The following is a 23,954-nucleotide window of genomic DNA, read 5'->3' as shown; positions in this document are numbered from 1 at the left end:
AGTTCTTTTTTATGCCAGAGGTTATTATTGTTTGTTTTATTTATTGCAGGTTTTCTAATTTTTGTGGTAATTATCATCAGGTTAGAATTGACTAAAGCGACTAATTGCAATGACTTCCGTAATTCAGCTGATAGTTCAATACATTACAGGAAAAACTACACATCAACCTTATATAGAAGGAGGGTTTAGATGGTTAAATCAAAAGGAATCGAGTCCGCTATTGAGCGGTTGACGAAACATACTCGTTTGGTGGACTTTCAACAGCCTGTAGAGCTTTTTCCTGAGCTGATGACGTATTTGCAATTTTACGGATTAAAAACAGAACAGACCGATATCCATTTTGGGGTAATGAAAACAGGCGATATAGATATCATCGTGCAGCTTTTCAAACCAGACCGAAGCAAGGGAACCATCATACTGCTGCATGGTTATTTGGATCATGTCGGTCATCTGAGGCACATCATCCGTTTTCTTACCGAACGCTCATACACAGTCGTCACTTACGATTTAAAGGGGCATGGATTATCTTCAGGCGAACAGGCATCTATCAAGCAGTTTGCAGAATATGTTTCTACTTTGGAGAGCTTGATGAAGAAAGTGAAGAGGGAATTGCCGGGCCCTTATTATGTGATTGGCCATAGTACGGGCGGAGCTATTGCAATGAACTATATTTTGAAACATCCTCTTCATTGTTTTGAAAAGGTTATCTTGGCGGCACCTGTTGTTCAATCTTATCTATGGCACCTTTCTGTGGCTGGTTTTTATATGATGAAGGCACTTCCGTTTGTCGATGCATTACAGAGGAAATTCCGGGAAAATTCTTCTAGTGCGCAATACGCAGTATTCAGACAGGAGGACCCATTGCAATCGAAGGAAATCCCTTTGGACTGGCTGGGGGCCCTTATTGCATGGAATAAAAATATCGCTGATTTCCCACCGGTCCAGACAAGCACTTGTTTGATCCAAGGTACGAAAGATCGAACGGTCGACTGGAAGTACAACATCGGATTCATCAGTGAAAAGCTTCCTCATTTAAAGCTGAATTACATCGAAAAAGGAGGTCATGCGCTGTTTAACGAGTCAAAACAAATGAGAGACTTGGTTTTCTCTTATATAGATGACTTTCTTAACGAATAGGACAGAGCAGCACGATGCTGGTCCTGTCCTATTCATTCAATATACTTTCTTCCAAAACTTCTGATTTATCCCCATATACTCTTTCTATATGAATCTCTCCCCAAGCACACAAAGAATCCAGAATCCCTTGGAGACTTCTTCCATAATCACTTAATTCATATTCGACTTTCGGTGGAACCTGGTTATAAATAATCCTGTTGATTATTCCATCTTCTTCTAATTCGCGAAGCTGTTGTGTAAGCATCTTCTGGGTAATATTAGGCATCAGGCGTTTAAGTTCACTTGTCCTCTTCTTGCCATGGGTCAAGTGACAGAGGATGACACATTTCCACTTTCCCCCGATTACTTCCAGTGTTGCTTCGACAGAGATATTGTATTTCTTCTGCTTCATTAGAAAAACCTCCTTAATAGGTACTTTAAAGTGCCTATAGTACTTTCAGGTGCCTATATAACTTTAAAGTGCGTACTACCATTCTTGTTTACTATAAATCATAATATCATTTGCCGGCAAGAAATTATCACTTTAATTTAGGAGGAAGAATATGTCTGTAGAAAAAAGAAGAAGTATCGTTGGATTGATAGCTTTAGCTGTAAGTGCTTTTGCGATAGGTACAACAGAATTTATCAGTGTCGGGCTTTTGCCTATGATTTCTGGAGATTTGAATATATCTGTGAAAACGGCAGGCCTCACCGTTTCGTTATATGCTCTTGGGGTCACATTCGGAGCACCTGTTTTAACGTCACTGACATCAACTATGTCCAGAAAGTCATTGTTGTTGTGGATCATGATCGTCTTCATTATTGGAAATAGTATAGCAGCCGTTTCAAGCAGTGTTGGCGTTTTATTATTTGCAAGAGTTCTTTCTGCATTGTCACATGGGGTGTTCATGTCAATTGGTTCCACAATTGCTGCTAATCTGGTTCCGGAGGATAAGAGAGCGAGCGCTATTTCGATTATGTTTACAGGGCTTACAGTCGCGACAGTAACCGGGGTGCCGTTTGGGACGTTCCTTGGCCAGCAGTTTGGTTGGAGAATCGCATTTCTTGCAATTGCAGTCATTGGCATCATCGCATGGACAGCCAATTATGTTCTTTTACCGTCCGGATTGCCGAAAGGTGAACGCATCGCTCTTTCAGATCAATTCAAATTAATAAGCAACAGACGTTTAATACTTGTGTTTACTATTACAGCTCTGGGATATGGAGGAACTTTCGTTGCTTTCACCTATTTATCTCCTATCTTGCAGGAAGTAACCGGTTTTCAAGCGGAAACCGTCGCACTGATTCTATTGATTTATGGGGTGGCCATCGCCATCGGCAATATGGTTGGAGGCAGGTTATCCAATCTTAATCCAATTAAGGCACTACTGTTTATGTTCGTTGTACAAGCCATCGTCCTCTTTGCTTTGAGCCTTACCGCTCCCTATAAAATCGCTGGTTTACTGACGATTGTTTTAATGGGATTGTTTGCATTCATGAACGTGCCAGGACTTCAGGTATATGTAGTGATGCTTGCAGAGAGATTCGTTCCCGGGGCAGTAGATGTTGCTTCAGCCATCAACATTGCCGCATTCAATGCAGGCATAGCAATTGGTTCCTATTTGGGTGGCACAATCACTGATTCAATAGGTCTCATCCATACCGGTTGGGTGGGAGGAGTGATGGTTACCATAGCCGTCTTCCTGACATCCTTGAGTGCAAGGCTTGAATCCGCCGACAGGCATCAGCAAATTAGCAGGACGAAAGAAGTTAGTTAAACAAAAAAGGGACGTCGACAGGACGTCCCTTTTCAGGGAAATTAAACATTTTAATAGAGTGGGTAATAAGGGAAAGCTCCCTGATACGGTGTATGTCCCCATTGCTGGATAGGAACTTGATGTGATTGATGGCAATTGGCATATGGACCAATATAGGTAGATGGCTGGACTGGTGCTGTTACCTTCTTCCACTCGGTTTCATCCATGCAGTAAGTATGAGCCATTATTGGGGCAGGGGTGAATTTCAAAATATCGGACCCTAATATGACCTCAGGTGTAGGAGCATCAAATATCGCTAATAAATGTGTTTGATCCATGGTAGCTATCTCATAATGCCACCAGCCTTGTGGAACATTTGCTACTTGGCCGGGAGTGATCGGGAAATGGAGGATCTGTTTGGTATAGGGGTTGAATATCGACACTGTGGCTGCTCCTGAAATACAATATACCAATTCTGCTGCATTTTGATGGTAATGTGGTTCCACAACATTGCTTTTACTTAAGAAGATATCCAAAAGGGATACATTCTCCAACGTGTTCAGTTGTTTAATTCCCAAAACATTGATCAAGTTATGGTTATCTTTTTTAAATAAATTGCTTTTGTTTACATCAAATGTAAACTCTGTCGAAGGGGACGTATAATCCAATTGTCCGCTCAAGTTTATTACCTCCATCCAGATAGTGGTTTCCATATATTATTCCGTTAACGATAATGGGTGAATTGCCTAAACGATCTAAAAAGTAAGGACCACCCTTATAAAAATGGAGGGTGGTCCTTACTTAGTTTAAAAGGCTGTTTTCAAAAGATTGGTGTTTCGGGATATATATAAACTGCGACATAACTTCATTGTGACTTCCTTTCATCCTTTTCGGATGGAGTGGTGAGCCGACGCTGCGGAAAAATACTCCCTTTCCGTGGGGAACGCTTCAGCCTCCTCGCTGGCAAAAAAGCGCCAACTGCGGGGTCTTCAGACTGTTCCTTTCCCACTGGAGTCTCGCATTTTCCTTCGCTTATGATGGAATTTCTGATTAAGTGTGAGGTTGTCCTATAATATGTCTAACATGGGTTATTCCAACTAAAAATTCAGAAAACTCCTAACAGCGAAGGCAGAACACGCAGACTCCTGCAGGAAAAGCGCGAGTCTGAAGACCCCGCAAGAAGCACTCTTTGCTGATGAGGAGGCTGAGGCCGTGCCTGCGGAAAGCGAAGTGTTCTGCCGCAGCGAGTGCATGCGCTTAACAATCATCAGAATCACAGGAAATAAAAATGTCACTATGTCGCAGTTTGCCTCTACTGTGAAGCTTACATGGTTGCCTAGAGAAGGATATACTTGTCGTTTCCGGCCTGGTTGATGAAGTCATTTCGCTCACCGAGAGACAGGACTGTTAGTTCGTGCATGGCGCGTGTGCAGGCTGTATAGAACAAGTTACGTTCCAATTCGTCATTATATGCAGACTGTGAGCCGTCGTAGATGATGACTGCATCGAATTCGATTCCTTTTGCCAAGTAAGCAGGGATGACAACAAGGCCTTCCTGGAACGTGAAGGTTTCCTGGTCGATTAATGCCGCATCTACTTTCCCTTCCAAAAAGTCAAAGGCATCATCGCTTTCTGCCATCGTTTTACAAATAACCGCCACATTTTTATATCCTTTATAACGATATGCTTCTATTTGCTCGAGTAACAGATCATGCAGCTCCTGCTTATTATTTGTTTCTTTAACAGCGGGCTTGTTTCCATCCCGGTTGAACGGGATGATCTTTTCACCACCTGGCATAAAAGCCTTTGTAAACTCGACAATTTGTCTTGTAGATCGGTAACTCCTCATCAAAGTGATTCTTTCGTGCCGGTCTTCGATATCCTCTGATAATAATGTCCCGTCTTCCAGTGCATGTGCATATATGGCCTGGTTAATGTCTCCCAACAGCGTCATCCTGCTGTAAGGAAATATCTCTTTGAAAAAGGCAAACTGAAATGGAGAGTAATCTTGTGCCTCGTCGATGAATACGTGTCTGATGGTGCGATTAACCTGAAAACCGATCAGTTTGTTCTGGAAGTATAAAAACGGTGCCGCTTCTTCCCATGTCAGTTTATTATCATCCAGCATGTCGATGGACACTCTGCAGATATCCTCCCACCCGTCCGGCAGGCTCGCAGAACCACTCTCCACACTCTGGCTTTCATATAGTTTNCCGTGGGGAACGCTTCAGCCTCCTCGCTGGCAAAAAAGCGCCAACTGCGGGGTCTTCAGACTGTTCCTTTCCCACTGGAGTCTCGCATTTTCCTTCGCTTATGATGGAATTTCTGATTAAGTGTGAGGTTGTCCTATAATATGTCTTACATGGGTTATTCCAACTAAAAATTCAGAAAACTCCTAACAGCGAAGGCAGAACACGCAGACTCCTGCAGGAAAAGCGCGAGTCCGAAGACCCCGCAAGAAGCGCTCTTTGCTGATGAGGAGGCTGAGGCCGTGCCTGCGGAAAGCGAAGTGTTCTGCCGCAGCGAGTGCATGCGCTTAACAATCATCAGAATCACAAGAATTAAATTTTAACTATGTCGCAGTTTGCCTCAAATATGAAAGTAAAAAGCAACAATTCTTATGAAAGGAGCCTTTTTAAAAGACTTTCGTGGTCCAGTCTTCGCAGTTCCATATATCCGTTACTACATCTTCGTAAAAGTCTGGTTCGTGCGAGATAAGCAGAACGCTTCCTTTGTAAGCATTGATGGCACGTTTCAATTCTTCCTTGGCATCCCTGTCCAAATGGTTGGTCGGCTCATCCAGTACGAGCAGGTTTGTCTCTTTGTTAATCAATTTGCAAAGGCGGACTTTAGCTTTTTCCCCACCACTCAGGACTTGGACTTTACTCTCGATATGTTTCGTCGTGAGCCCGCATTTAGCCAAAGAAGCCCGAACCTCATATTGGGTGAAGTGCCGGAATTCTTCCCAAATTTCTTCTATGCAGGTATTTTGGCTTGTTGTCTTCAATTCTTGCTCAAAATAACCGATATGCAAATGTTCCCCTAGTTCAACAGAGCCGGATACCGGTTTGATTTCTCCCAAAATGCTTCGCAGTAAAGTAGTTTTCCCGATTCCATTAGCGCCGGATAAGGCAATTTTTTGTCCCCGTTCCATTTTCAAATTCAATGGGCGCGACAATGGTTCGTCATATCCGATAACGAGTTCATCGGTTTCAAATAGAAATCTACCCGGAGTACGAGCTTGTTTGAAATGGAATTCCGGTTTCGGTTTCTCTGAATCCAATTCGATTACGTCCATTTTATCCAGTTTCTTCTGGCGTGACATCGCCATTTTGCTGGTAGCAGCATTTGCTTTGTTCCGGGCCACAAAGTCTTTGAGACCTGCAATTTCTTTTTGTTGTTTTTTGAAAGCCGCTTTCAACTGCTGCTTTTTCATTTCATAGACACGTAAAAATTCATCATAGTCCCCTGGATATCGGTTCAATTGTTGATTTTCCATGTGATAAATTATATTCACCACACTATTCAAGAAGGGAATGTCATGGGAAACAAGGATAAAGGCGTGATCATACTCGAGCAAATAGTTTTGTAGCCATGAAATATGTTCGACATCCAAGTAGTTAGTAGGCTCATCAAGCAATAAAATATCTGGCTTTTCCAACAGAAGTTTTGCCAGCAGCACTTTGGTTCTCTGGCCTCCGCTTAAGTCATGGACATCTCTCTCCAACCCATACTCGTCCAATCCAAGACCATTAGCAATTTCTTCGACCTTGGCATCGATGGTATAAAAATCGTTATTTGTAAGGATATCCTGGATTCGTCCAGTTTCTTCCATGATTTTTTCCAACTCGTCGGGTTCCGCCACAGCCATCTTTGCATATAATTCATTCATTTCCGTCTCCATGTCATACAAATACTGAAATGCTGTTCTTAGCACATCCCGGATGGTCAATCCTTTGTGCAATTCTGTGTGTTGGTCCATATAACCGATCCTTGCATGTCTGGACCATGTTATTGTCCCGCCATCCGGTTCCAATGCACCGGTAATGATATTCATAAATGTAGACTTGCCTTCTCCATTAGCCCCGACAAGACCTATATGTTCTCCTTTTAACAATCGAAAGGAGACATCATCGAAAATAGCGCGGTCCCCAAATCCGTGACTCAAGTTATTTACAGTCAATAAACTCATGTTTAAACACCTTTTCTTCTAATAATTCATGCCTTTTCATTATAAAGGGCTTCCGGAAAAAGTGATAGTGCCTGATTATAATTTGTATTTGGATAAAAATTTACAATTTAAGAGAATAACTGGATGAAGAATATTCAACACTAGTAAGGAAGGATGGAGGTGGCAACAATGCAAAGTGAAAATTTCGGCATACATGAAATTACAGACATGCGGGAACTGATCAATTTTAAAATAGCTTGTCTGGAGCAGGCAAAAACGCGTTTGGATCTTGTGGACAATCCGGTACTCAAAGGCTTGGTTGAACAAAGTGTGGAGCAAGACAATCTTTCTGTTAGTCAGATGAAAGATTTGCTTGGCAAGGCATCTTTACAAATGGACCAGTAGAAGGAGGGGATAGGAATGGAAGAGAAATCATTGAGCTTTTCAGACCACGTAATTGCTACAGATATGCTGTTCGAAACAAAAGCGGCTGTAAAAGATTTGGCGGCGGCTATCACAGAATCTACATCCTATGAAATAAGATCATTCCTTAAACAGGAAATAAAAACCGCTATTTCCCAGCATGAACTTATCTATGGTTTTTTGCAGGATAGGGGCAGATATGATGCCTATAATGTTCCCGAACAACTTCAAAAAGATATCAAATATGCAAATACGGCACTAGAGGGGTAAATCAAGTGGGAAGGAGTGGGATTGATGGCAGATAAACTAGGTTTACATGAACAATTGGAACTCCATGAATTGGTCACATTCAAAAGTCTTTGTTTGACGAAAGCTACTATTATGCAGGGTTTGGTAACGGACCAACAGTTGAAAAATATTATGCAGCAGGACGCAAACATGCATACCAGACATTTGGAAGATTTAAAAGGATATTTATCATAAGGAGGAACAATGTGAACCAGCTAATTGAAAAGATGATGGGGATGGCCCCGATGACAGACCAAATAATCGCCACTGACATTTTGATAGCAGCCAAAGCCGAAATAAAAAATTATGCGCTAGCTATTACAGAAACAGCCACAACTGAAGTCAGGGAAGCATTGGTGAAACAAATGGAAGAGGCCATTGATTTTCATGAACAGATTTTTGGATATATGGTAGATAAGGGATACTATTTTCCTCATGATACATCGAAACAAATGGAATTAGATTTGAAAACGGCCGGGACTGCTTTGGAACTTGCCGGTAAATAGAAAGTAATGAGTGAACGAAAAAGAAAAAGCTGCTGGAGTCCGGCAGCTTTAATAGATGATAAGCAATTGCTTTTTGATTGTACCACCATAAAGATCTACTTTCTTAGAAATTAAGATCCAAACTCCAAGGGCTACCCCATATTCTCTTTAATAAAATTGACAACTACTATTTCGTCATGATCAAAGCTATGGATGTCATCTGTCATTACCAGTTTTGTTTTCAGTTGGTACATAACCTGATCGGAACTGGGCGGAAGGTCAACTGGCAGCCGGTATTGAAATGCAATGCTTTTCTGTGAGTTAGGTGGAAAAGAGTGGGACATTAATACCGTCTTGACCGGTTCGATTACTTCAGGTCTTTCACTCGAGTAATGTCTGACCAAGTCGCATTCCAGTCTGCTTATTTTTTGTTCAAACCAGCCGCTTTTTAAAAGAAACGTACCTGTCACTTTCTCACCTGGTTCAAGTTCCTTTGTATTTAATAGAAGATCTACTTTCGGTGAACCAATTCTTAGATAATTTAGCAGTCTTTTTATCAACACCATTGCCTCCTGAATTAACATTTATATCTCAAGCGGTAAATGCTCTCTGCATTTTGTACCATTTGCTATCAATAAACCACGAATTTGGGTGGGGATAGTGGGTCGGGCATTACAATGGTTACTGAATATAATGGGAAGGTACCTAACAGAGAAAAACACTAATATTTCACTTGCGAAAAAATTTTTCTCTCAGCTGTATAGTAAGACTATCAAAAAATAAAAACCTTTACCATTAGAATGGTAAAGGTTGGATTAATCGATATATATCCCTTTACCAGAGCTGGCAAAGGTCTCGCAAACAACAAGAATATGTTGCCAATCATGCCGGTGATCAAATAACCACGTATTGTCGACATAACTGTAAGCTACTCCCCTTTGGAGTATTATTTGGTTCTATACTTGTATAATAGCTCAATAGAGTTGCCAAGTCAACGTAATTTTCGAAAGAATAAAAAAACTTTAACAAGTATAAAATTATGATCGGTTAAAGTCTTTCCCTCTTGCATATTCTGTTCATATTTCTTCTCTAAAACCATATGCTGTAGGGGGAAAGGAATGATTTATTATGGCCGTACACGTAGTGAATTGGGGAGATACACTTTGGGGAATATCGAACGCATACCGAGTACCAATTACCGTTATCAAGGAATTTAACGGATTGACTTCCGACCTTCTCATGCCGGGACTTGCCCTTTTCATGCCTGATCCTTCATTTCCAGTTCGCTATTACACCATCCAGACAGGTGATACTTTGTGGCAGATAGCTCAAAGGTTCCATACAAGCGTCGAGTTAATTTTTCAGGCAAATCCGGGAATTGCAGTGCAAAACCTGACGATTGGACAGGTTTTGACGATTCCGACACTAGACAAATATCCTATGGAGATTTTAGCCTTTGTCGATGCGTTTGTACCCGGCTCCATTTCAGAAAAATTAGGGCGTTATTCAGAAAGCATTACATATCTTGCTGTTTTCACTTATACTGTTACGCCGTCCGGGTCTCTGTCGGGATTGGATGACAGGCAACTTGTCCGGGAAATCAGGAGTTATGATATCGAGCCATTGATGGTCGTCAGTAATTATGCAGAAGGAACATTCAGCCCGGAGTTGGCAGACCAGGTTTTAGAGGAAAATATCCGAGGAAACATGGTGAACAGCATTGTTGCGATGGTAAGGGATAAAGGATATTCGGGAGTCAGTCTTGATTTTGAATTTATTCCCCCGGAAAGAAGAGCGGATTTCACAGCTTTTGTCTCTGAATTGAAACGAGCCTTGGGTGAACAAATTCTGCATGTCAATGTTTTTTCGAAGACAAGAGACATGCCGTCGAATCCCTTCGCAGGGGCTTTCGATTATGCTGCGATCGGTCAGTATGCAGATATCGTCACCGTACTGACTTATGATTATGGATACGCAGCAGGCCCCCCTGACCCGATTGCCCCGATTTGGTGGGTGGATCAAGTCGTCCGGTATGCCTCCGGTTTGATACCTGAAACTAAATTGATGATTGCCATTGCCCTATTCGGCTATGACTGGATCACTCCTGATCAGCCCGATGTAGATGCAAGGTCACTTCCCGCACTAGATGCGCAAACCCAGGCGCTTAATAACTATGCCATCATTCATTATGATTCCCAAGCCCAATCCCCTTATTATACCTATAGTGAAAATGGACAGCAACGCGTGGTTTGGTTCGAAGACATCAGGAGTGTAGAGGCAAAATACCGATTGCTTGAATCGTATGGCTTGCTGGGCGCTTCTTTCTGGCGGTTCCGATATGGTTTTCCTCAAAATTGGGCATATTTGGCTAGAAATATTGATGTAATCAAAAAGGATAGCTGATCACTGATGACGGAGCGAGGATGAATACAACAAGGCTGGCAGCGGCCAACTGCCAACCCTGTTCTTCAATCAACTTTCAGCAAAATTTTGCCGATGTTTTTATTACTCTCCATATGAAGGTGGGCCTGCTGTACTTCCTCCAATGGAAAAACTCTGTCGATGACCGGACGCAGTTTTCCATCAGCAAACAGTTGGAGGGCTTTTTCTGAAAAGTCTTTTGTCAATTCAGCTTTGTATTGATCTGATCTTGGTGTCAGCAAGGTTCCTTTCCATTGCACTCGTTTTGCCATTAATTCCATCAAATTTACTTTTTCGAGCTGAGAACCGCCAAGCAGTCCAATCAAAATCCATCTTCCGTCCACTTTTATACTTGCCATGTTTTTACGATAATAGGAAGCACCGACAAAATCGAGAATAAGTTCTACTCCCTGATTACCGGTAGCATTCAATACTTCTTGGTCAAATTCCTGGGTCTTATAGTTAATGCCGATATCTGCACCAAGTGAATGACAGTATTCCAGCTTTTCGCTTGAGCCCGCCGTAGTGATTACTTTAGCACTGGAAAGCTGTTTGGCCAATTGGATGGCAGCTGTACCGACACCACTACCGCCTGCGTGGATGAGAACCGTTTCTTTTTCTCGCAGAGCTCCCAGCCAGTACAATGTCTGGTATGCTGTCAAAAAGACTTCCGGGATGGCGGCTGCTTCTTCAAAAGACAGGTTGTCTGGAACAACCATCGCCCGTTCTGCCGGCATGACCGCATACTCGGCATAACCACCCCCGTTAACAAGGCCCATTACCCTGGTACCGGTTTTTACATTCGTCCCGGGGCCCGCTTCCACCACAATTCCGGAAACTTCTATGCCGAGAATCGGATGGTCAAGGTAACCGGATTTTGCCTGCCTGTTGATTATATCGGTCCGGTTAACCCCTGCTGCCTTTACTTTTACAAGTAGTTCACCATTTTTCACTTCTGGTTGATTCCGATCTTTCAGCTGCAGCTGCTCTGCTCCACCGGGTTCTTCAACTATGATTGCTTTCATTATAAAAGCTCCTTTTCTCGTGGTATGGACAAATTTTATCATTATATCTTTAAGTCATAAAAGAATATGTCCTGTTTCCTTCCCTTAGTAATGCTACAATATAAAAATAATCCAACATGCAATGTATTCAGACAAAGGGGAGAAATTAACATGTTCAAGTACACGATCGATGATTCACTTCATTTAAAAATGCTTGATTTGCAGGATGCCGAGTCATTGTTTTCGCTTACAGAAAAATCAAAAAGCGAACTGGTCAAATGGTTGCCTTTGATTGCTGATAATACTTGCCTGGAAGATACACAGCGATTCATAAAGTCAACTATCCAACGTTTTGCCGAGAATAACGGTTTCAGTGCAGGCATATGGTATCAAGGAGACATAGCGGGAGTAATCAGCTTTCATCACATTAACTGGCACAACTTGAATACTTCCATAGGTTACTGGCTCGGAAGCGGGTTTGAGGGGCGTGGACTAATGACTAAATCTTGTGCAGCTTTGATTTCTTATGCATTTTCAGAATGGAAATTGAACCGGGTGGAGATTCGCGCTGCTTCCGATAACTGGAAAAGCAGAAGAATCCCGGAACGGCTTGGCTTCACCGAAGAAGGGTGTATCAGGCAGGCTCAGAAAATCAATGGACGGTATGTGGACCATATGGTTTACGGAATGTTGGCAAACGAGTGGACGTTTTCTGAATGATTGAGTTTTAGTGACATGACAGATAGTAAATCTTTTGTTATGATAAAGTCAATTACATAAAGAGGTTCTAGCTACACCCTCTATAAAAAACTAAGAACGAAACTATACTTTCTTAGGTATAGTTTTTTTATTTTTTTCGGGTAGATAGGATTCTCTTTTTCAAAGATGAAAGGGGAATTTTTTTATGCAAAATAATAAAGCGGTTGTCGTATTCAGTGGTGGTCAGGACAGTACTACTTGTTTGTTCTGGGCCCTTGAAAAATTCGAGGAAGTAGAAGTGGTGACATTCGATTATGACCAAAGGCATAAGGAAGAGATCGAGGTGGCCAAAGAGATAGCTGCCGACTTGAATGTAAAACATACCATTCTGGATATGGCGCTTCTCAATCAACTGGCCCCGAACGCCCTCACAAGAAATAGTATAGATGTTCAAGATGGAGAAGAAGGAGAACTGCCGTCGACCTTCGTGCCGGGACGTAATTTGTTGTTTCTTTCGTTCGCCACCATCATGGCCGGCCAAATCGGGGCAAAGCATATTGTCACAGGCGTTTGCGAAACGGATTTCAGCGGGTACCCGGATTGTCGCGATATTTTTATTAAATCACTCAATGTTACCTTGAATTTGTCGATGGATGAACAGTTTGTGATTCATACCCCATTGATGTGGCTGGATAAAGCACAGACGTGGGAGCTAGCCGATAAGTTGGGTGCATTCGACTTTGTAAGAGAAAGAACACTTACTTGTTATGAAGGGGTAAGGGGCTCGGGATGCGGCGAGTGTCCAGCCTGTAAGCTTCGGCAGAAGGGACTGGATCAATATCTGGCACAGTTGGAAGGTGCAGAAAAGTAATGGAACAATATGGGTTCACCATTGTTGAAAAGCTGCAAAAACTCGGAGAAGAAATACAAAAGCAGGAATTGAAGTATCATAGCAAAAGAGTGATGGTCAGTAAGGAGTTTACATTCGACGCTGCCCATCATCTTCATTGCTATGAAGGCAAGTGCAAAAACCTTCATGGACACACTTATAAAGTGATTTTTGGCATAAGCGGCTTCGTCGATGAAATCGGACTGGTAATCGACTTTGGGGATATAAAAGAAATCTGGAAAGAAAAAGTGGAAATATATCTTGATCATCGTTACCTTAATGAAACATTGCCAAACATGAATACATCGGCCGAAAATATGGTTGTTTGGATTTATGAAAAAATGGCCGAAGAATTGTCGAAAGTAAAATATCAAGAACTCAGGTTGGAATTCGTGCGGTTATATGAGACACCCACTAGTTACGCAGAGGTACGGAGGGAGTGGATGATCAATGCATAAATTCCCTGTACTCGAAATTTTCGGTCCTACCATACAAGGGGAAGGTATGGTAGTAGGAAGGAAGACGATGTTTGTCCGTACAGCCGGATGTGATTACAGTTGTTCCTGGTGTGATTCGGCTTTTACTTGGGACGGAAGTGCAAAAGAGGAGATTCATAGACTGACAGCTGATGAGATTGTTCAACAGTTAATAAGAACAGGCGGTAGACGATTTGACCACGTCACCATTTCCGGAGGCAATCCGGCCCTTTTAGTACACTTGAAGGAATTGGTTGACAGTCTGCATGCAATTGGTTGTGAGGTCGCATTGGAAACTCAAGGCAGCCGTTGGCAGGAATGGTTCTTGGCAATTGATGATTTGACTATCTCCCCAAAGCCGCCGAGCTCCGGAATGAACACCAATTGGGAGACGCTTGACGACATTGTGAAAAGATTGACTGAAAATAAAGTCGACCACCATGCGAGTCTGAAAGTGGTCATTTTCAATGAAGAGGATCTTGACTTTGCAGAAGCTGTCCATCAGCGTTATCCTGGCATATCATTCTATTTGCAAGTAGGCAATGAAGATTTGGAAGAGTCAAATCCGGCAAGCCTCTCTGCCAGACTGCTTGCAAAATACGAGTGGCTTATCAACAAAGTAGTCGATTCCGAACAATTGAACAATGTCAGAGTACTTCCGCAAGTCCATGCCTTGTTATGGGGAAATAAGCGAGGGGTATGAATGAGCTTTCGCTTTAAAGTTGTTTTTAAAGCTGAATATTGCTGCCTGGTCTATGACCAGGTTTTTTTATTCGTGTCGAAGCTGCAAAAATCTTATCCAGAAAATGTATGACTGATTCACAGATATAGCGGGTATATGTTACTCATAAACCGGTTTTATGTCGAGAACAAAGTGTTGATTTACACATATTTTAATGATAATATATCGATAATTTAACATTTTGAAAATTCAGAAAAGAAAGGAGAAATTCTCATGAGAAAAGTTACATTGAAAAATATTTATCAACATCCCATTACCCAAAAATATGTAAGGCGTTCGGGCATGGCTCATGCTATTTCGGTGGCCAATCACGCCTTTCATCTTGCCAAGACGTACGGAGTAAACCCTGATTTGGCAGCAAAAGCGGGCTTTCTTCATGATATCGGCCATTATAACTGGTACCGAAATGGAGAGTGGGACTATCAGTTATATAAGAATTGTGATATTCATCCGATTAAGGGCGCTGAACGGGCTCATAAGCTGCTGGTCCGATTAGGGGAAGACAAACAAGCTGCTAAAGAAATCGCCCATGCTGTTTTGTTTCATACAGAATCAGCATTGCCCGAGGGGAATTTTCAGCTTAGTCCTTTACAAAAGGTCGTCCATTTAGCCGATGAGAAGGATAAACAGCCGGGGGATTTGCATCACTATCGAAACATCGACCCGAAGGATGAATTAAGATTGATCGAAAAGCTCGATACAAAAATTGATCAGCATGAGGATTCGGAAATAATAGTATGAAGCTGTGATTATGGCAAGGATCGGCTTCTTCCTCCTCTCCCTCTCCTCCCTTGTTTCCCTACTGCACAGTTTGTGCGATTCCTCTTCCCATGTTTTATTATTCCTTTAAGCAATTTCTTTTATTTTCAGAGTCTGTTATGTAATTATTAAACTTATAAATAGAAAGGAGTGGATATATTTGGCAGGACAAACAAAACTCGGAAAATCGGATCTAACAGTAAACCCGATTGGATTAGGTACGAATGCTGTAGGAGGCCATAATCTTTATCCGAATCTGAATGAAGAGACTGGAAAAGACTTAGTCCGTACTGCCATCAGTAATGGTATCAATTTTCTCGATACCGCTTTTATTTATGGGCCGAAACGATCAGAAGAGTTAATCGGAGAAGTGTTGAAGGAAACAGGTAAACGGGATGAAGTTGTCATAGCAACCAAGGGTGCGCACAAATTTGCCGGTGATGAAACAGTGATGGATAATTCACCATCATTTCTGAAACAAGCTGTTGAAGACAGCCTGAAACGGCTTGGAACCGATTATATTGACTTATATTACATCCACTTTCCTGATGAAGATACTCCGAAGGATGAAGCAGTGGGTGCCTTGAAAGAACTCAAAGATGAAGGGAAAATAAAATCAATCGGTGTCTCAAACTTTTCAATCGATCAATTGAAACAAGCAAACAAGGATGGATATGTAGACGTTTTTCAAGGTGAATATAATCTCCTTCAACGATATGCTGAAAAAGAATTGCTGCCATATGCAGCAGAACACAACATTTCCTTCATTCCATACTTTCCACTAGCTTCAGGTTTATTGGCCGGCAAGTACACGAAAGAAACGAAGTTCGATGATTTACGCAAGAGCATGCCGCATTTCCAAGGTGAAGAATTTGAAAGGAACCTGGACAAGGTGGACAAAATCAGGCACATCGCTGAAGCAAACAATGCCGAAGTTGCCCATGTAGTTTTGGCATGGTATCTGACACGGGAAGGAATAGACGCGATTATTCCTGGAGCAAAAAGGCCTGATCAGGTATTGAACAATTTAAAGACTTTGGATGTGCAACTATCCCAAAGTGAAGTGGACGAAATTGATCGTGTGTTCCGCTGATATGCCCATGGTCCGGATGAAAGGCTTTTTCTGTCTTCATCCGGGTTTGTTTGCGTTAATATGAAAACGCATGCACAGATTGGCTCAACGTGCTACAATAACAAAGTTGATTTCAAAGTATTTTCATAAACTGGAAGGTTGTTAAATAGGTTGTTAAGGCGACCATTTTTATTGTGTTGTTACATAGCTGGATATCATAAGAAAATGGTATTTTAAACAGGGGAGAATAAGTCAATGTCCAAACATGAGTCGGTGCTTTCTTTGAAGTTTTTGCTCTTTTTCTTTCATGCTGCCAACTCGATTGTCGTCACTTTTCTGCCACTATATCTTCAACATAAAGATTTGGATGGCAAAGAGATAGGCTGGGTTTTGGCGATTGGTCCGTTGGCCTCTATTATCGCGCAGCCCTTTTGGGGGTTTATGAGTGACAGGTATCAAACGGTCAAGCGAATACTTCTTATTTGTTTCGGGGGCTTGCTTTCTTGCAGTCTTCTCTTCTTTCAAATGAATGTTTTGGCTGCGATCATCATCATGGCGGCGGTTTTTTATTTTTTTATTTCACCGATAGGAGCCCTGAGCGATAGTTTAACCCAGAGGAAGGCCGATCAATTGCAGATTGCTTTTGGAAGCATACGGACGTGGGGTTCGATTGGCTTTGCAATATCCGCCTTATTGATTGGCGAATTGTTGTCACTTGTAGACGTGGACAAAATGGTATGGCCTTACTTCCTCTTCGGGGTAGCGGCATTGCTCTCGTGCCTGGCTCTGACCGACATTAAAGTAGAATCAAAAGCGAGAGTCCAATTAAAAGATATAAAGAGGCTGTTGGGGAACAAACCATTTTTGTGGTTCTTGTTCTTGATCATGTTCATGACCGTCACACATAGGGCAAGTGACAGCTTTTTGGGTATTTACATTGTACAATTGGGTGGCAGTGAAGGATTGGTGGGTGTAGCTTGGTTCGTCGGAGTGCTCAGTGAAGCCATCGTTTTTGCTTTGGCTGCTGTCTGGTTCAAAAAATTCCATCCATTGTATTTTATTATCGCTGCAGGATTTTTGTACAGTCTTAGATGGTTTATTTACGCTTTCTTAGACAATCCGGCTTTTGTAATAGGTTTTCAATTCATGCATGGCATTACGTTTGGTGTATTTTACCTCACGGCTTTTCACTATGTGACTAGATTGATACCGGTCAATTTGCAATCAACCGGCCATCTAGTCTTTGTATCGGTCTTTTTTGGTGTTTCTGGCATAATCGGTTCCTTGCTGGGTGGGGCATTGATTGACAGTTTCGGAGGAGAAACCCTTTATTTTATTCTAGGATGGTCGGCATTGATCGGGAGTATCAGTCTTATAGTCTACCAGATGCTTCCTTTGAAAAAAGTCCAGCAAACGGTCAGTTAGACAGTCGCCTTTTGCAGGGTTGGCTGTCTTTTTTTAATGGATACTTTACAGAATAAAGATAATGGAGAGGTTGTGGTTAATCAGAGATATGATAAAATGGATTGCATATTTGTGTAAGCATTTTCAATAGAGAATGAGTAAATTAGGGTGATATCTATGATCCGGAAGTAATCCTGATAGGCGGAGGAATTAGCGCACGCAAGGATTTGATCGATCGTATCGATGAGAAGCTTGGCAATATTGTAAACGCTGTCCGGCTGGCAAGGATAAAACCGGTCATCGCTGCTTGTACTTTCCGGGAAAACGCAAATTTATTGGGTGCTGTTTATGGTTTTATGAAAGAAAGCGGGAAAGAAGTATTGGAAGTTAAAAATTAGGAGAGGGGTAATGAAAAGTGGCTATTAACCGTTCAAGTATCATACCAGAAAATTTTATGTGGGGAGGAGCAGTTACTTCGTTCCAAACAGAAGGAGCTTGGAATGAAGGAGGGAAAGGTCCTTCTATCGTAGACGCAAGACCTATCCCTGAAGGTCATTCTGACTGGAAAGTAGCTGTTGATTTCTATAATCGCTATAAAGAAGACATCGCGCTGTTTAAAGAGATGGGTTTCAATGCTTACCGGACAAGCATTTCCTGGGCCCGTATATTCCCTGACGGAGAAGGGGAAGCGAATGAAGAAGGATTGGAATTTTACGATAATGTCTTCGACGAGATGATTGACAATGGAATCCAGCCTGTGATTACTCTGTATCACTTCGATGCTCCGCAAGCTCTTGCCGAAAAATACAATGGCTTTGCTTCAAGAAAAGTTGTTGATTTGTTTGAAAAGTATGCCAGGACCGTGTTTGAACGTTATAAAGATAAGGTGAAATACTGGTTGACATTCAATGAACAAAACTTGGTGCTGTTAAATCCGGAATATTGGGGAGTAGTCAAGGACGGTGACTCGGAAGCGTTACGTTACCAGGTTTGTCATAATGCTTTTATAGCCCATGCAAGAGCGACAAAAGCTCTCCATGAGATTGTACCGGGCGGGCAGATGGCTGGTATGATCACTTATTTCACTACATACCCGACAACACCTAAGCCGGAAGATGCTTTGGCTAATCATAAAGCTAAGGAACTATTGAACGATTTCTATTTCGATGTGTTTGCTAATGGCGAGTATCCTGCTTATGTATCCAGTGAATTGACGAAAAAGGGAATCATGCCGACATTCGAAGAAGGTGATAAACAGCTGCTGAAAGAAAACACAGTTGATTATTTATCCATCAGTTATTATCAAAGTCATACAGTACAGGCTACCGACAAGGCAGGTATTACGGCCGGAATTACCAAAAATCCATACTTGGAGGCAACTGAGTGGGGGTGGACAGTTGACCCGATTGGATTCCGGATTGCATTAAAAGATATGTATTCAAGATACCGTCTTCCGATATTTGTGACCGAAAACGGAATAGGGGTAAAGGAAGAATTGGATGAAAATTACACCGTAGAAGATGATTACCGCATCGATTATTTGAGGGATCATTTAAGTGAAATGAAAAATGCGATGGAAGAAGGAGTCGACATTATCGGATATTTGACTTGGGGAGCTACAGACATTCTTAGTTCAAAAGGCCAAATGTCGAAGCGGTATGGATTTATTTATATCAACAGAGACGAGAAGGACTTAAGAGATTTGAAGAGATACAAGAAGAAAAGCTTTGACTGGTATAAACAAGTGATTGCATCAAATGGAGAGAATTTGTAACCGCTAAGGCTCTTCAGCTATAAAGCAAGATTTTCCGTTTAAAATGTTGATTACTAATGACTGGATCTTCGTTTACTAGCCTATATAAAAAAACGCTTGGTCGTAAACATTCCAAGCGTTTTTTTGGTGTTTGCTTCTTGTAAGTTGTAATGAATCTGCCATTCGTTTTAATTTTTTGTCTCAACTTTGTTGTTCATAAGTCCGAGGGAAGCCAGTCCATTGAACACCCCTCCATCATTGACATCTGAGGTGGTATGCTTGGCGTAATCAAACAAGGAGGGATGTGCGTTTGCCATTGCGAAGCTTTCTCCTGTCACAGAGAGCATTTCTTTGTCATTCATGCCATCCCCGAAGGCTATCGAGCTTTCAAGTGGGAATTTTAAATGATTCATCAATTTTTTAACAGCCTCGCCTTTATTTACGTTATCCCTGATTGCATCATAAAAATTGCGTCCTTCGACATCCTGGGCCAGTACCGGTTCAAAGTGGATGTCTTTACTTCCTTGATAATGCTTTAAATCTTCTTTGGTTACATTTAACAAGGATACCCCCAGTATCTCCTCTTTTATTTCTCGGGAAAGAAGTCCATTATGTTGGAAATTCAAGTAACTTATCATTTCTTTTATAGGTTTAGATTCCAGTGTAGTAAACAAATTTTGTTTACTTGTGTACATAAGCATGTCGTGTCCAAGCTTACTGGCAATGCTCATATAACGGGAAATGAGAGCGGGGGGCATTGGTTCGTTTACAATCACTTTATCTTTGTATATGGCATATGCCCCATTATATCCAATGAAAGAATGGATATTGAGCTGATCGGCTATATAAGATATTTCATGTAATGGCCTGCCTGTTGCCAGAAAAACCTCTATATTTTGTTCTTGTGCTATCTTAATCGCGTCTATAGTAGATTGTTCCATAGTGCCATCATGTTTCATGATCGTCCCGTCGATATCTAAAAATAATACTTTATAATCTGGCATAACTGACTCCTTCTATTGTCATTTTCCATAAGAAATAAGATGGAACAAGAAAAAAATCATCTCAGTAAACGAAAGCCTGTTTATAGATTTTCCTGCTCGACTCAAAGTTTGCAGACTGCTTGCTCATGGAAGTTATCTTTTTAAGTTAATAAAATTGTATCACAGGGGCAAATTTGATTGGAATTATTTACATTTCAAAAAAACAATGATTAAGAGAGTTTATTGTCTCAAAAATATTACATTATTAAAAAATTCGTAAAATATTGGATGTTTTCATAGATTTCTGGGATATTTTAAAAAATGAAAGCTGTTACAATCTGTGTAAGCGCTTAACAAAAGGAGGACTTATAGATGAAAAAAATAGGTATGCTATTATTCGGATTGGTAGTAGTGCTGGGGCTTGCTGCCTGTAGCAGTGGCAGTGGTGAAGAATCGTCCGGCAGTGGGGATGTCATAGAATTAACATTATGGAACGACTGGACGGAAGATCGTCCTGAAAACACTACTTATAAGAACATGGTTGAGAAATTCAACGAGCAAAACGAAAACATACAAGTGAAAATTGAAGCAATTCCGCATGATCAATATGAAACGAAACTTCGCACACAAGCAGCAGGACAGCAGCTTCCCGATATGTTCCGGGTATGGCCGGGAACAAGGCTTGAACCGTTAGTTAAAGGGGAATCCGTACTGTCATTGAATTCCATTAAAGACAACTGGGAAGGTGTTATTCCTGAAGGAGTCATGAAAGACTATGCAATTGATGGAGAGCAATACGCTATTCCGGGGAATATCAGCGAAACAAGTTTGATTTTCTACCATAAAGATGCTGTAAAAGAGGCTGGTTTCGAAGAATTCCCGACTACGTACGAAGACTTGAAAACGCTTATCAGTAGTTTGAATGAGACAGGAACTACACCGATTGCTTTAGGTAACAAAGCGACTTGGCCTTTGCAATCTGTTTATATTTCTACGATCGGTGACCGCTATACTGGAAGCGATTTCCTTCCAAACACACTTAATGGTGAAGGAACATTTGAAAATGACCAATTTATCAATGCCCTTTCAGTCATAGATGAAATGACCAAGATGGATGCTTTCAACGGTGATATGAACACGATCGATGAAGCGCAAGCAAGAAGTATGTTCCTTAGCGGTGACTCCGCCATGCATTTTGCCGGGTCATGGGCGATCGGTCCAATCCTGGACAGTGTGGAAAGCAATGAAGACATAGGGGTGGCTCCATTCCCTGAATTTGAAGGTGGAGAAGGTGACCCAGCTAAGATAGCTGGTGTTGCAGGTGGCGGTATCGCAGTCAATAGTAGTTTGAGCGAAGCTGAACAGGATGCTGCTTTCGAATTTTTGAAGTTTTTCTATATTGAAGAAATGTACCAAGAATTGGTTCAAGCGCACATTATTGTGCCGGCGGATGTCGAAATGAGCGATGATATCCCGCAAGTTTTCCAGGAAGCAAATCAACTTGCTCAAGGCGGGCTTGCTCCAGTATATGATGCTACTTTGACTCCTGAATTGACTGATGTCATCAATAACGGACTACAGTCTATCACTTTGGGTGAAAAGACACCGGAGGAACTTGCAGCTGAAATGCAAGAAGAGCTGGAAAAATAACATCTGACTGAGATGAATGAAGCAGGTTGCCAAGCAATTGGCAGCCTGTGCACATATAGGAGGGATAACATGCATGCTGCTGGAAAAACAAAAGCCGCCATTATTATTGGTTTAGCTCCTGCATTATTGCTTTATACGGTTTTTGCCATCTTGCCAATACTTCAATCCTTTTATTATTCCTTTATGGAATGGGATGGCTTTTCTGAAATGACTTTTGTGGGCTTGACTAACTTTCAACAGCTGTTCCAGGATTCCTTATTTTGGAATTCTGTGAAAAATAACATCTATGTTGTACTGGCATCAGTTTTCGGTCAAGTACCGATTGCATTGTTCATTGCACTTTTGCTGAACAGGAAGCTTAAAGGATTAAAGATTTTCCGTACGATCGGTTTCCTTCCCGTCGTTTTATCTACCGTTGTCATATCATTAACTTGGAGCTTGATTTATAACTCGGAGAACGGGATGATCAACGAATTTTTGAGAGCGATCGGATTAGGTGCATTGGCGCAGAATTGGCTCGGTGACACACAATGGTCTATGATCGCCGTTTGTGCGACAGTCATTTGGCAGTTTGTAGGCTTGTATTTGATTATCTTTTTAGCCGCATTGCAAAACGTTCCGGAAGAAGTGCTGGAGGCAGCCAGGATCGACGGAGCGAATGAGTGGACGACAACTTGGAAAATCACAGTGCCGATGATATGGGACACGATTATTGTTGCGGTCATTCTTTGTATTGCAGGAAGTTTGAAGACATTTGATTTGATTTATGTAATGACAAATGGCGGACCATCGCACTCAACAGATGTTATGGCGCTCTATATGTTCAATGAAACATTCAGCCAGTTGCAGTACGGTTATGGCAGCGCCGTTTCAGTAGTGATTTTCTTCTTTAGTCTGCTTTTGATTTTTATCGTGACCAAGCTATTAGGCAGGAAGATGATTTAGGAGGGAGGAAGACAAATGGAAACAGCTGTACAATCTAAAGCAAAAGTAGATGAAAAAAAGGGCAGACGTAAAAAAATGAGTTTGAAAAAAGCGATTATTTACGCAGTGTTGATTTTATTTGTAATTGTGAACGCCTATCCGATTCTGTGGATGGTAATTAACTCTTTTAAGTCAAATCAGGAATTCGCTGTAAACCAATTTGGTTTTCCTAAGGAGTTTGTTTTCCAAAACTATGTAGATGCCTGGAATACTGCAAATTTTGGTGTTCTGTTTGGAAATAGTATTTTTATTTGTCTGACAGCGACAGCGATCACCGTTCTTATCGGTGCGATTGCATCTTATTTTCTGGCGAGGTTCCAATTCCGGATGAGTAAAGTTGTTTACACTTTCTTCATTTTCGGGATGTTGATCCCGATTCATGCAACTTTGGTACCGATGTTCATTTTAATGAGAAATCTTGGTCTGTTGAACACACCGATCACTCTGTTATTCCCATATATTGCCTTCCATTTGCCGATCACGATCTTTTTGCTGACCAGCTTCATGAAGGCTTTTCCAAAAGACATCGAAGAATCGGCAATAATGGATGGATGCGGTATTTTCCGGATTTTCTGGTCGATTATTCTGCCGATGTCACGACCGGCAGTTGCTACAGTAGTAATTCTTAACTTCATTTATAACTGGAATGAATTCTCTTTTGCATTGGTATTGATCAATGATCCTATGCTGCAAACATTGCCTCTGGGTCTCGCAAGTTTTGCCGGACAGTTTACTACCAATTATGGTGCACAGATGGCTGGACTGACAATGTCCCTGGTTCCTATTGTCGCTTTTTACTTGCTGCTTGAAAAAGAAATTGTCAAGGGCATGACAGCTGGTGCTGTAAAAGGCTAGAATAGGGTGAGAATAATTTAAGG

27 protein-coding genes and 1 riboswitch are annotated in these 23,954 nt (G+C 41.6%); of the genes, 19 read left to right on the top strand and 8 right to left on the bottom strand.

Annotation, left to right across the window (positions count from 1 at the left end):
- Positions 1-189 precede the first annotated feature (189 nt).
- Positions 190-1,137 carry an alpha/beta hydrolase gene (locus tag CZ434_RS06020; protein WP_077622293.1) on the top strand — a complete coding sequence of 316 codons (948 nt, stop codon included), beginning with the start codon at positions 190-192 and terminating at the stop codon, positions 1,135-1,137.
- Positions 1,138-1,165: 28 nt separating this feature from the next.
- Here the strand turns inward: CZ434_RS06020 and CZ434_RS06015 are convergent, their stop codons facing one another.
- On the bottom strand, positions 1,166-1,528 hold the full coding sequence (locus CZ434_RS06015; RefSeq protein ID WP_077622292.1) for a winged helix-turn-helix transcriptional regulator: 363 nt from the start codon (positions 1,526-1,528) through the stop codon (positions 1,166-1,168).
- Between the two features lie 151 nt (positions 1,529-1,679).
- On the opposite strand from CZ434_RS06015, the gene CZ434_RS06010 reads away from it, so the two are divergent.
- The gene (locus tag CZ434_RS06010) at positions 1,680-2,894 is read left to right on the top strand and encodes an MFS transporter (RefSeq protein ID WP_077622291.1); all 1,215 of its coding nucleotides are present in this window, start codon (positions 1,680-1,682) and stop codon (positions 2,892-2,894) included.
- A gap of 50 nt (positions 2,895-2,944) precedes the next feature.
- Here CZ434_RS06010 and CZ434_RS06005 read toward each other — a convergent pair whose 3' ends face one another.
- The 3 genes from CZ434_RS06005 to CZ434_RS05995 form a co-directional block, all read right to left on the bottom strand.
- Positions 2,945-3,568: a cupin domain-containing protein gene (locus CZ434_RS06005; protein ID WP_077625083.1), complete on the bottom strand. Its 624-nt coding sequence runs from the start codon at positions 3,566-3,568 to the stop codon at positions 2,945-2,947.
- 641 nt (positions 3,569-4,209) lie between these two features.
- Entirely contained in the window at positions 4,210-5,013 is an 804-nt protein-coding gene (locus CZ434_RS06000; protein WP_077622290.1) for an ATP-binding domain-containing protein, read from the bottom strand.
- A 495-nt stretch (positions 5,014-5,508) separates the two neighbouring features.
- The gene (locus CZ434_RS05995) at positions 5,509-7,065 is read right to left on the bottom strand and encodes an ABC-F family ATP-binding cassette domain-containing protein (protein ID WP_077622289.1); all 1,557 of its coding nucleotides are present in this window, start codon (positions 7,063-7,065) and stop codon (positions 5,509-5,511) included.
- 168 nt (positions 7,066-7,233) lie between these two features.
- Here CZ434_RS05995 and CZ434_RS05990 point away from each other — a divergent pair, with 168 nt between their 5' ends.
- Genes CZ434_RS05990 through CZ434_RS05975 form a run of 4 tightly spaced genes read left to right on the top strand, consistent with a single transcriptional unit; the run spans position 7,234 to position 8,261 of the window.
- Complete coding sequence (locus CZ434_RS05990; protein ID WP_077622288.1) at positions 7,234-7,449, top strand: hypothetical protein; 216 nt, start codon at positions 7,234-7,236, stop codon at positions 7,447-7,449.
- 15 nt (positions 7,450-7,464) lie between these two features.
- Positions 7,465-7,737, top strand: a complete 273-nt coding sequence (locus tag CZ434_RS05985) for a spore coat protein (RefSeq protein ID WP_077622287.1) — start codon at positions 7,465-7,467, stop codon at positions 7,735-7,737.
- Between the two features lie 24 nt (positions 7,738-7,761).
- Positions 7,762-7,950, top strand: coding sequence for a hypothetical protein (locus tag CZ434_RS05980; RefSeq protein WP_077622286.1), 189 nt, complete (start codon positions 7,762-7,764; stop codon positions 7,948-7,950).
- 11 nt (positions 7,951-7,961) lie between these two features.
- A complete protein-coding gene (locus tag CZ434_RS05975; protein WP_077622285.1) occupies positions 7,962-8,261 on the top strand; it encodes a spore coat protein in 300 nt (99 codons plus the stop codon).
- A gap of 131 nt (positions 8,262-8,392) precedes the next feature.
- Here CZ434_RS05975 and CZ434_RS05970 read toward each other — a convergent pair whose 3' ends face one another.
- Positions 8,393-8,800, bottom strand: coding sequence for a sporulation protein (locus tag CZ434_RS05970; RefSeq protein WP_077622284.1), 408 nt, complete (start codon positions 8,798-8,800; stop codon positions 8,393-8,395).
- A gap of 212 nt (positions 8,801-9,012) precedes the next feature.
- A complete protein-coding gene (locus CZ434_RS21990) occupies positions 9,013-9,159 on the bottom strand; it encodes a hypothetical protein (protein ID WP_179107188.1) in 147 nt (48 codons plus the stop codon).
- A gap of 209 nt (positions 9,160-9,368) precedes the next feature.
- Between CZ434_RS21990 and CZ434_RS05965 the strand changes: the two genes are divergently transcribed.
- Positions 9,369-10,643, top strand: coding sequence for a LysM peptidoglycan-binding domain-containing protein (locus CZ434_RS05965; RefSeq protein ID WP_077622283.1), 1,275 nt, complete (start codon positions 9,369-9,371; stop codon positions 10,641-10,643).
- Between the two features lie 65 nt (positions 10,644-10,708).
- Here the strand turns inward: CZ434_RS05965 and CZ434_RS05960 are convergent, their stop codons facing one another.
- A complete protein-coding gene (locus tag CZ434_RS05960; RefSeq protein ID WP_077622282.1) occupies positions 10,709-11,686 on the bottom strand; it encodes an NAD(P)H-quinone oxidoreductase in 978 nt (325 codons plus the stop codon).
- A 150-nt stretch (positions 11,687-11,836) separates the two neighbouring features.
- Here CZ434_RS05960 and CZ434_RS05955 point away from each other — a divergent pair, with 150 nt between their 5' ends.
- From CZ434_RS05955 to CZ434_RS05920, 9 genes are all read left to right on the top strand, one after another.
- Positions 11,837-12,385 carry a GNAT family N-acetyltransferase gene (locus CZ434_RS05955; protein WP_077622281.1) on the top strand — a complete coding sequence of 183 codons (549 nt, stop codon included), beginning with the start codon at positions 11,837-11,839 and terminating at the stop codon, positions 12,383-12,385.
- Between the two features lie 55 nt (positions 12,386-12,440).
- A riboswitch (PreQ1 riboswitch) is annotated at positions 12,441-12,485 on the top strand.
- An 84-nt stretch (positions 12,486-12,569) separates the two neighbouring features.
- Positions 12,570-13,235, top strand: coding sequence for a 7-cyano-7-deazaguanine synthase QueC (gene queC, locus CZ434_RS05950; protein ID WP_077622280.1), 666 nt, complete (start codon positions 12,570-12,572; stop codon positions 13,233-13,235).
- Positions 13,235-13,711 (top strand): 6-carboxytetrahydropterin synthase QueD, encoded by a 477-nt coding sequence (queD, locus tag CZ434_RS05945; protein ID WP_077622279.1) that lies wholly within the window; start codon positions 13,235-13,237, stop codon positions 13,709-13,711. The genes queC and queD overlap by 1 nt, the downstream gene beginning before the upstream one ends.
- Positions 13,704-14,432, top strand: coding sequence for a 7-carboxy-7-deazaguanine synthase QueE (gene queE / locus CZ434_RS05940; protein WP_077622278.1), 729 nt, complete (start codon positions 13,704-13,706; stop codon positions 14,430-14,432). Before queD ends, queE begins: the two co-directional genes overlap by 8 nt.
- Positions 14,433-14,684: 252 nt before the next feature.
- A complete protein-coding gene (locus CZ434_RS05935; RefSeq protein WP_077622277.1) occupies positions 14,685-15,212 on the top strand; it encodes an HD domain-containing protein in 528 nt (175 codons plus the stop codon).
- Between the two features lie 178 nt (positions 15,213-15,390).
- Positions 15,391-16,323, top strand: a complete 933-nt coding sequence (locus tag CZ434_RS05930) for an aldo/keto reductase (RefSeq protein WP_077622276.1) — start codon at positions 15,391-15,393, stop codon at positions 16,321-16,323.
- A gap of 234 nt (positions 16,324-16,557) precedes the next feature.
- Entirely contained in the window at positions 16,558-17,727 is a 1,170-nt protein-coding gene (locus CZ434_RS05925) for an MFS transporter (protein WP_077622275.1), read from the top strand.
- 206 nt (positions 17,728-17,933) lie between these two features.
- Positions 17,934-18,104, top strand: coding sequence for a hypothetical protein (locus CZ434_RS21710; RefSeq protein ID WP_179107187.1), 171 nt, complete (start codon positions 17,934-17,936; stop codon positions 18,102-18,104).
- Between the two features lie 17 nt (positions 18,105-18,121).
- The gene (locus CZ434_RS05920) at positions 18,122-19,480 is read left to right on the top strand and encodes a glycoside hydrolase family 1 protein (RefSeq protein ID WP_077622274.1); all 1,359 of its coding nucleotides are present in this window, start codon (positions 18,122-18,124) and stop codon (positions 19,478-19,480) included.
- 167 nt (positions 19,481-19,647) lie between these two features.
- Here the strand turns inward: CZ434_RS05920 and CZ434_RS05915 are convergent, their stop codons facing one another.
- Positions 19,648-20,463: an HAD family hydrolase gene (locus tag CZ434_RS05915; RefSeq protein ID WP_077622273.1), complete on the bottom strand. Its 816-nt coding sequence runs from the start codon at positions 20,461-20,463 to the stop codon at positions 19,648-19,650.
- Positions 20,464-20,814: 351 nt separating this feature from the next.
- Here CZ434_RS05915 and CZ434_RS05910 point away from each other — a divergent pair, with 351 nt between their 5' ends.
- From CZ434_RS05910 to CZ434_RS05900, 3 genes are all read left to right on the top strand, one after another.
- Complete coding sequence (locus CZ434_RS05910; RefSeq protein WP_077622272.1) at positions 20,815-22,092, top strand: extracellular solute-binding protein; 1,278 nt, start codon at positions 20,815-20,817, stop codon at positions 22,090-22,092.
- Positions 22,093-22,161: 69 nt separating this feature from the next.
- Positions 22,162-23,037 (top strand): carbohydrate ABC transporter permease, encoded by an 876-nt coding sequence (locus tag CZ434_RS05905; RefSeq protein ID WP_077622271.1) that lies wholly within the window; start codon positions 22,162-22,164, stop codon positions 23,035-23,037.
- Between the two features lie 15 nt (positions 23,038-23,052).
- On the top strand, positions 23,053-23,931 hold the full coding sequence (locus CZ434_RS05900) for a carbohydrate ABC transporter permease (RefSeq protein ID WP_077622270.1): 879 nt from the start codon (positions 23,053-23,055) through the stop codon (positions 23,929-23,931).
- Positions 23,932-23,954: the final 23 nt, after the last annotated feature.

The organism is Sediminibacillus massiliensis, from assembly GCF_900156915.1.
GTDB classification, from domain to species: domain Bacteria; phylum Bacillota; class Bacilli; order Bacillales; family Amphibacillaceae; genus Sediminibacillus_A; species Sediminibacillus_A massiliensis.
Note: the sequence above shows the minus strand (reverse complement) of the source record. Positions and strands in the feature narration are given on the sequence as shown.